The sequence below is a fragment of the Fibrobacter sp. genome, assembly GCA_024398965.1.
GTDB lineage: Bacteria > Fibrobacterota > Fibrobacteria > Fibrobacterales > Fibrobacteraceae > Fibrobacter.
In genome coordinates, this window is record JAKSIF010000081.1 from 1 (window position 1) to 7,691 (window position 7,691).

A 7,691-nucleotide genomic window follows, 5' to 3' on the forward strand; every position below is an offset into this window, starting at 1 on the left:
GCCTCGTCAATCTCGGAGGAAACCAGTTCCACGCGGTAGATCAAGGTGGAGTTAGAAGGAATCATAGAATAGGCGGTTGCACCGTAGCCCATGTTGGGAGAAATACGGAACCAGCGGACTCCACCCTCGCGCATGCCTTCAAGGCCAACTTCCCAGCCCTTGATCATCTTGCCTGCACCCATGACTACCTGGAGAGGCTTGCCCATATCCTTGGAGCTGCCGAACTTACGGCCCGAAAGAAGCCAGCCGGTGTAATGGGTCTTGAGCACGGAACCCACCGCAGCAGGCTTGCCGGAGCCAGCCTTTTCGTCATAAATCTTCAGGCCCTTGGCTGCTTCACGCCACTTGAGACCTTCTACGCTCTTGGGGAACACATCCGGTTCCATGGGCTTTTCGGCATGAACCAGTTCCACTTCGAAATACAGGTCGGAATAGGCAGGAATACCTTCAAGAGAGTTCTCTGCATAGGCCAACTGGTAAGGCACATAAAGCTTACGGACTTCGCCGACCTTCATGCCCATGAGACCCTTTTCCCAACCAGGAATCACCTGGCCCATACCCAGCGTAAATTCCAGAGGTTCGCCCTGAGCGTAGGAGTCTGCAAAGGGCTGGGGACCTTCGTCCACGGTACTATCTGCGGCGGAACTGTCCTTGGCCGTGGTATCAGCGGCAGCGGCGGCACTATCCTTGGCAGCAAGGACCTTGGAAGCGTCAACTTCTGACACTCCTGCAACCTGATTGGAATTGATGTCGTTTGCAAGACGCAGGGAGTCCACAATTCTCAGGGAATCGATCATGCGAGCCTTTTCGGCAGCAATCTTTGCACTATCCAGATACAAATAACCCTTATAGTGAACTTTGATCAGCTGACCCGCACGAATGGGGTCACCAGAACCCTCCTTCACGGTTTCAGTCCTAAAAGGAATGGCAAAGCAGGCTACATTCAGCAACAGTACAAGAAAAAACTTTAATTTCGACATAGGGTCTCCTATCCCACAAGATAGAAAATGCTAGTTTTTTAGAGTACGGGAAAATCCCTAAACGGAATTGAATATGCTATCAATAATCATCGTTATCGCCATTATCGTGCTGTCCATCATCCTTGCGGCCATCGGAGCCTACGTGGTTATCCACAGTTCCGACGAAAAAGACGAGCCCAAGCAAGTCATTGACGTTTCCGGTCAGTACGCAGTCGTGGTTCGCCCTGCCCGCGAATCCCTGACCGCCGTGAAGCCCTCCGAAGCATCCCTGCGTTCCTGGCTTGAAACCCAGGACATGTCTCCTGAACAGCGCGAAGCCCTGATCGCCCAGTGGAACCAGACCCTGGAAGAAACCATCCGCACGATTGACGAAGGCGACAAGAACGGAACGGCCACCTACCGCATTGAACTTGGCCCCAAGGGCAAGGAATACTGCAAGTTTGTAAACGAAGAAAATTTCATTACCCGCGAACAGATCCGCAATCACGCCGAAATCCTGCCGCCCTACGTTCTGGGCTGCGATTGCAAGCTCCTGCCGAAACAGCCCTGGGAAAACCCCAGCAAGTCCGGCTGGAAGGCTGTGGTTCCGTCCCGCGGAAGCAACTACGACGTACCGGACTGGAGGCACCTTGCGTAAATCCCTACTTTCCGCTCTTCTTCTTGCTCCGGCTCTCGCTTGTGCTGCCGGCTCTGCAATTATTACCTTGGAAATGCCTGTTGGCGCTCGCCAGCTTGGTATGGGCGAAGCCGGCGCTGCTCTTGCAGACGACGCAACCGCCATGTACTACAACCCGGCAGGTCTCGCCTTCGGCCCCTTGGCCGACGAATGGCGCATGAGCTATCCCGCCGATTCCAAGAACGCCCCCTACTTCACCAAGATGGCCGCCCGTAGCAAGAACGGTTTCTTTAACAAGAGCGAGCTCTGGGCTGGTACCGCAGAAGGCATCCAGAAGTACGACGGCGAACAGTGGATCAATTACCACTCTGTTACCCTGCAGGGCAACGCCAAGGTTCGCGATGCAGTTAAAGTTTATGCAGGCACTGAGCATGGTTTGGACGAATTCGTCCGTCAGGTCAAGGCATTCAACGACATCAAGACTGCCGATGACGAAAACCACGTTGTTGAAGTAAAGATGCCTTGGAACCTTATCGTCAAGGATTCCATTACCGCCATTCTTTACGAAAGCCGTACCGAAAAACTTTGGGTAGGCACACCCAAGTCACTGTACCGTTTCGACGGCAAGGGCTGGAAGAACTACGACAGCGAACTTGGCAACCACCGCATTTCCGCCTTGGTAAGCCAGGGCGCTTCCATCTGGATCGGTACCGACAATGGCCTTTTCGTCTACCGCAACGGCCAGTTCGAGCAGAAGGGTAAGGTTCTCCCCAGCCAGAAGATTAACGCACTGGCCTGGTCCGAGACCCGCAAGGAACTTTTCGTAGCTGTAGAAGGCGCCGGCGTGGCCCGTTTGATTCCCAAGAAGAGCGTTAACGACAAGGACCGCTGGAGCCTGTTCAACGAAGAAGACGGTGTCATGGACCTGAATCCCATGGCTCTTGCCGTGGACAGTTCCGGCCACATCTGGGCGACCCATAACGGCGGTCTCAGCCACTTCAACCTGCGCAAGTGGGAACAGATTCAGTTCGCCGACAATCACGTGAACGACATCTCCGTCGACCAGAAGGGCGGCATCTGGATTGCAACCGACAAGGGCGTTTGGCGCCACCTGCCGGAATACGCAACCGCCAGCGGACGTAAGGCCGAATTGGAACGTACAGAAAAGGAAGAAGCCGAAGGCACCAAGGGTGAAGACGAATGGGTTCATTACCACTCTGGCAACGGTCTCTCTGTCAACAAGGTCTGGAGCGTTCTTCCCCAGGGTAACGACGTCTGGTTCAGCACCGCCAACGGCATGGAACAGTTCAAAGACGCCGACTACCAGCTTACCGCCTTCTATGAAAAGCTCCTGCCTATCTTGAACATTCCGGATCTGTACCATCTCTATGCAGGCATGACGGTTCCCCTGAACGACTGGGGTACCATGGGCTTCTTCGTCAACTTCGTCAGCTTCGGTTCCACCGTTGCAGCAGGCGACGTTGATGCCGACGACCTGGTTGCTTACAACAGTTCCGAAATCGTGGGCGGCTTCAGCTACGGCACTCGATTCCCCAACGACTGGGGCCTGGGTATCAGCATCAAGTTCTTCTACTCCGACCTTAGCTCCGGCGCTTCCTCCGGCGAAGAAGAAGCAACCACCTTCGGTTATGCATTCGACATCGGCGTCTTGAAGAAGAACCTCATTATCCCGAAGCTAAACTTTGCAGCCGTTCTCGCCAACATCGGTCCTAGCGTCTACTACGTGGACAAGACCATTGAAGACCCCATTCCCTTGACCTGGCGTCTGGGACTTTCCTACGAGATCTTCTCCTTGGCAGACTACCGCCTGACCGTTGTTGCTGACTACAACCGCGAAGTCGTTTACGACGACGAAAACGGCGACCCGGAACCGTTCTACATCTCCAGCTGGAAATCCTTGATTCATCCGGAACGTGGCGGCGACGGCTTTGACGCTTTCAAGAACTCCATTATGCAGGGCGTGTTCAACACCGGTCTTGAATTTGTCTACGCCAACACCATCGCACTTCGCGGCGGCTATCTCTACGACAGAACCGGTAAGCGTAACGAAGTGGACTTCGGCTTTGGCTTCATGCTCTCCGATGTGCTTCAGTTCGACTTCGCAACCATCAAGGACGTTGGCGACAACGACGGCGTTCGCGACGGTCAGATGCGTTTCGGCATGTTGTTTAAGTTCTAGCAGGTTCGAGGCGCGAGGCGCCAACTGCAAATTACGAATTACGAGTTATGAGAAAAGCGGGCCTTCAAGGTCCGCTTTTTTTACCAAGGTCCGCTTTTTTAGTCACTCTACTAGTTATTCTACACGTTCAAAAATCACCAGCGCACGATCCTGAGTGCTGTTGGGAATGGTGTAGAAATGCTTTTCCAAAAGCTTGTAGCCATAGTCTTCCGGATGGAGCGTCTTCAGTTCGTCTGCTGCGGCAGGGCCCTTCATAAAGAACACTCGACCCCCCACCTTCAGGGAATTTTCCAATCGAGGGAAAGTCTTCTCCATCAGTTCGAAGGCACGGCTAATAACTCCATCAACAGGGATGGTCATGCTACGACTGGTGACCTTGTGACCGAACACGTCTATATTCTGGAGGCCCAGTTTTTCAATCACCATGTTCAGGAAATTGATGCGGTTTGGGCGTGGTTCGCAAAGGGTCAGGTTGATCTTGGGATTCACGATTTTCAAGGGAAAGCCCGGAAAGCCCGCGCCACTGCCCACGTCGATCATGCGGGCGGGCCACTTCTCAACAAAGGCGTTGATCAAGGTGCAGTCGGCATAGTGACGTTCCACCATGGTTTCAAAGGCGTTCAAACGAGTCAAGTCCTGATCGTCGTTGTTGGCGCGAATCAGCTGGTGGTATTCCCAAATCTGCTTGAGGGTTTCTTCCTGAAGTTCCACGCCATAGTAGCGCAAGAGCTTGTCCAAGCCAGCCAGCGAAGGCGTAACACGCTTGCCGTTAAACAGCGGAAACTCCGTGCGGGGAGCCTTCATGTGGGGAATAAAATCCTTACCCAGGGCATCAGCGCCACGAGCAGGCGTGCGACCCCAGGAACCATTACCACGAGAATTAGACTTCTTTGACCAGTTAGAACTTACCATGAAGGCAAAGATAGAAATAGACTTTTTTCCCGAAAATTACGTGTATATAGAATGAGGGCAAAAATGTTTAGAATCTTTCTGTTGACCGTAATTCCCCTACTCTTTTTGAGTGAGCATCCCTTGGCAGCCACCATCAGCGAGCCACAGGTTTTTGAATGGTGGGACAGCGGTATTATTTCCGGTGAAGAAGCTGAGGAGATGCTGATTCTCCTGGACGAAGGCAATACCCAGGAAGCCTGCCTATTGGCAGAAGTCTATGCCCAGGAATCATGCATCGACGAATCCGGAGAAAAAAGTATCGGTGGGGATAGAGCTCCTAGGAATTTGAAAAATGGCAGAACATTAAAATCTGCCAGCGGTTACGTCCTTTGGAAGGGACGTACGGATTCCGCAGGCCACCTGGAAAAGTGGCATACGGAACTGAAGGTGGATTTCTACAAGTTTTCGCTCCGCCTCGGCTCCCAGGAAATCCTGACCTATAAAAACCAGGCCGCCGAGGCACACTTCGGGCAAGTTTCCACAAGGGAACTCCACAGCCAGATTCCGCTGGATACCCTGTGGGGCGCAGCCCTACAGTACCCTCTGGGAAACTTCAGGATCGGCGCCCTGCTTGATACCGCCCTAAACACCCAAGGACGAGTCAGCTATGCAGGCAAGGGGCGACCAGGGTTCACCCTGGACGCCATCTACTGGCACCGTTTTTCGGGAAACGATTCCGCAGGCCCGCGCCACTCCGGATTAAACTCAGGCGCAGTCCAGATAAAAACACAACCGCTTTCAGCCGCCATCTGGTACCAGCAACATCAGGATTTTCCCCTCGTAAGGCTGCAACTGCAAAACGTCGAAAAAATGTCCTTCGCCCAATTGAACTACAGGGCATCCGCCTATATTCACGGCGACTCCCTGCCGGAGCAGTCCCACCTGAGCGCCTCCCTAGCAAAGAACAGGTTCTGGGGGACGCAAACCATCGGGTTCACCTTCCCTCAGGCGCTAAACAGCAAGCTCTCTCTCAGCACCCGCATGCTGGTTCCGCTGGACGCCGACACCGCCAGCGGCCGCCTAAAGCTTTCCGCCGAATCGGGCCCTCGGGCTTTCCGCGGAGCCGTTTCCGCCACCTGCCTGGAGGCAAGCGACGGCTGCCCCACCAACGACATTAAACTGCAGGGGACTGCCCAGCTCCAAGAAGACTTGAAATTCTTCGCCAGCGCCAGAAGCCGACACCGCCGTGGAGAAGGCTTCGCCCGACCCCATCTGGAAGCAGGCCCCCTTTACCAGATAGATGGAAATAAGGCAAAATTGACCCTCATCCTTCCCAACGCCAATCCTTCTGAAAAAATCATGTTCCGCAGCGAAGCCCAGGTAAAAATTTCCCCGCTGGAATGGTCTCTAGCGGTTACATTTAGGCAAGAAAAAGATGAAAAAATCCACCCCATTCACGGGGCTTTCCAGGCAAAACGCTTTTTTTAACCAAATTTCGGCAATTTCTCCGGTTACAGCTGGTTACACGAGTAACCAACATTTGTTTGCAACCGTTGGTTATTCCACGTTGGAATATGTACTTTATAGGTACCCAAACACTCCCTGACGCCTTTAGGTTACCTCCTTTGCCCTAAAGGCGTCATTTTTTTATCTTTAAATCATGAACATTGCTGCAATTATCGGCGCGGTTGCATTTACCCCCTCCATCGCATTGAATATCGCCCTGGCCCTGGGAGCCCCTCTTGGCATGTACGCCATGAGCGGTCGCCATCGGGTTATTCCCAAGGAAATTCGTCGAGCATTCATTGTACCGATCATCATGCAGTTTGTGGCCATGTATGTTCTGCTGACTGCAGGAAGGGTTCTGCCCAATGTTGTCAATGATATCCTGCCTGGCATCATCACCACAATCCTGGCGTTCTTCTTTTCGCTGTACCTGACCTTCTATATGGCCACCGTCCTGTTCAGCGTCAGCCATAAGGAAAAGACCGTCATGGGCTTTTTCGCCATCGTCAGCGCCATCTGTTTCTGGGCCACCGCCTTCGGGACGTTGAGCTATGAATAAGTCCGTCGAAAACCGGCCGCAGCTTGATGCAAGACCACCGAAACACAACTTCCAGCGGGACCTGGAATACATCATCCACGGCTTGCAGAAACGTGGCGAGACACCCACATTGCTGCTTCACGCCTGCTGCGCCCCATGCAGTAGCTACAGCATCGAATATCTTTCCCAGTTTTTCAAGATTACGGTTTTCTATTACAATCCCAACATTTCTCCCGATGAAGAGTACCGCCATCGTGTTGACGAAATCAAGCGCTTTGTAGCGGAGTTTCCCACGAAAAATCCGGTAACGCTGATCGAAGGGCCTTACGAACCTAAGAAATTTTATGAGTTTGTCCGCGGCCTTGAAAACGAGCCGGAGGGCGGCAAGCGCTGCCGCAAATGCTTTGAAATGCGCCTGGCAGAAAGCGCCCGAATTGCGAAAGAACTTTGCGCTGATTTCGTCACAACCACCCTTACCATCAGCCCCATGAAAGACGCACAAGTCCTCAATGAAGTGATGGAAGAACAGTGCCAAAAATATGGTGTGACACGACTGCCCACGGATCTGAAAAAGAAAGGCGGTTTCAAGCGTTCCACCGAACTTTCGGAACAATACCATCTGTACCGACAGAATTTCTGCGGTTGCGTTTTCTCCCAGCGGGAAGCTAAGGAACGTGAGGCTCGGGCCGCCGCGAAAGTTGCCGCAACGCAATCTGAAACTGTCGCAGAAAATTAAAGCAAATAGCTGACGCCGGCAAATCCGGACCAGACCATATCCTCTACGCCACTGCCCTGGAGGTTAACGGCCCCAGCCCTAACGCTCCAATGTTCATCCAAGCGGTAACCAACTGTAGTGTACATGGTAAAAATTGTAGGCTCTCTGGAAAGACGCTTATTTTCCAAATCCACATCATACATACTTGCAGAAACTTCTAGACTTATTGAGCCAAAATAAAGAGA

At 52.9% G+C, this 7,691-nt stretch carries 8 protein-coding genes; 5 read left to right on the forward strand and 3 right to left on the reverse strand.

Features of this window, described 5'->3' with window-relative positions:
* Positions 1-980, reverse strand: a 980-nt coding sequence (locus MJZ26_14285; GenBank protein MCQ2106945.1) for an FKBP-type peptidyl-prolyl cis-trans isomerase, incomplete at its 3' end; no start/stop codon positions are given.
* 73 nt (positions 981-1,053) lie between these two features.
* Between MJZ26_14285 and MJZ26_14290 the strand changes: the two genes are divergently transcribed.
* Together MJZ26_14290 and MJZ26_14295 are read left to right on the forward strand one after the other, a co-directional pair.
* Positions 1,054-1,617, forward strand: coding sequence for a hypothetical protein (locus MJZ26_14290; GenBank protein ID MCQ2106946.1), 564 nt, complete (start codon positions 1,054-1,056; stop codon positions 1,615-1,617).
* Positions 1,610-3,796 (forward strand): PorV/PorQ family protein, encoded by a 2,187-nt coding sequence (locus MJZ26_14295; protein MCQ2106947.1) that lies wholly within the window; start codon positions 1,610-1,612, stop codon positions 3,794-3,796. Before MJZ26_14290 ends, MJZ26_14295 begins: the two co-directional genes overlap by 8 nt.
* Before the next feature lie 114 nt (positions 3,797-3,910).
* On the opposite strand, the gene rsmG is transcribed toward MJZ26_14295, so the two are convergent.
* Positions 3,911-4,708: a 16S rRNA (guanine(527)-N(7))-methyltransferase RsmG gene (gene rsmG / locus MJZ26_14300; protein ID MCQ2106948.1), complete on the reverse strand. Its 798-nt coding sequence runs from the start codon at positions 4,706-4,708 to the stop codon at positions 3,911-3,913.
* Positions 4,709-4,771: 63 nt separating this feature from the next.
* Here rsmG and MJZ26_14305 point away from each other — a divergent pair, with 63 nt between their 5' ends.
* From MJZ26_14305 to MJZ26_14315, 3 genes are all read left to right on the forward strand, one after another.
* Complete coding sequence (locus MJZ26_14305; protein MCQ2106949.1) at positions 4,772-6,175, forward strand: hypothetical protein; 1,404 nt, start codon at positions 4,772-4,774, stop codon at positions 6,173-6,175.
* A gap of 172 nt (positions 6,176-6,347) precedes the next feature.
* Positions 6,348-6,752 carry a hypothetical protein gene (locus tag MJZ26_14310; protein MCQ2106950.1) on the forward strand — a complete coding sequence of 135 codons (405 nt, stop codon included), beginning with the start codon at positions 6,348-6,350 and terminating at the stop codon, positions 6,750-6,752.
* Complete coding sequence (locus tag MJZ26_14315) at positions 6,745-7,467, forward strand: epoxyqueuosine reductase QueH (protein ID MCQ2106951.1); 723 nt, start codon at positions 6,745-6,747, stop codon at positions 7,465-7,467. The genes MJZ26_14310 and MJZ26_14315 overlap by 8 nt, the downstream gene beginning before the upstream one ends.
* On the opposite strand, the gene MJZ26_14320 is transcribed toward MJZ26_14315, so the two are convergent.
* Positions 7,464-7,691: hypothetical protein (locus MJZ26_14320; protein MCQ2106952.1), on the reverse strand; the 228-nt coding region annotated here is incomplete at its 5' end. The two genes, MJZ26_14315 and MJZ26_14320, sit on opposite strands and share 4 nt — an antisense overlap.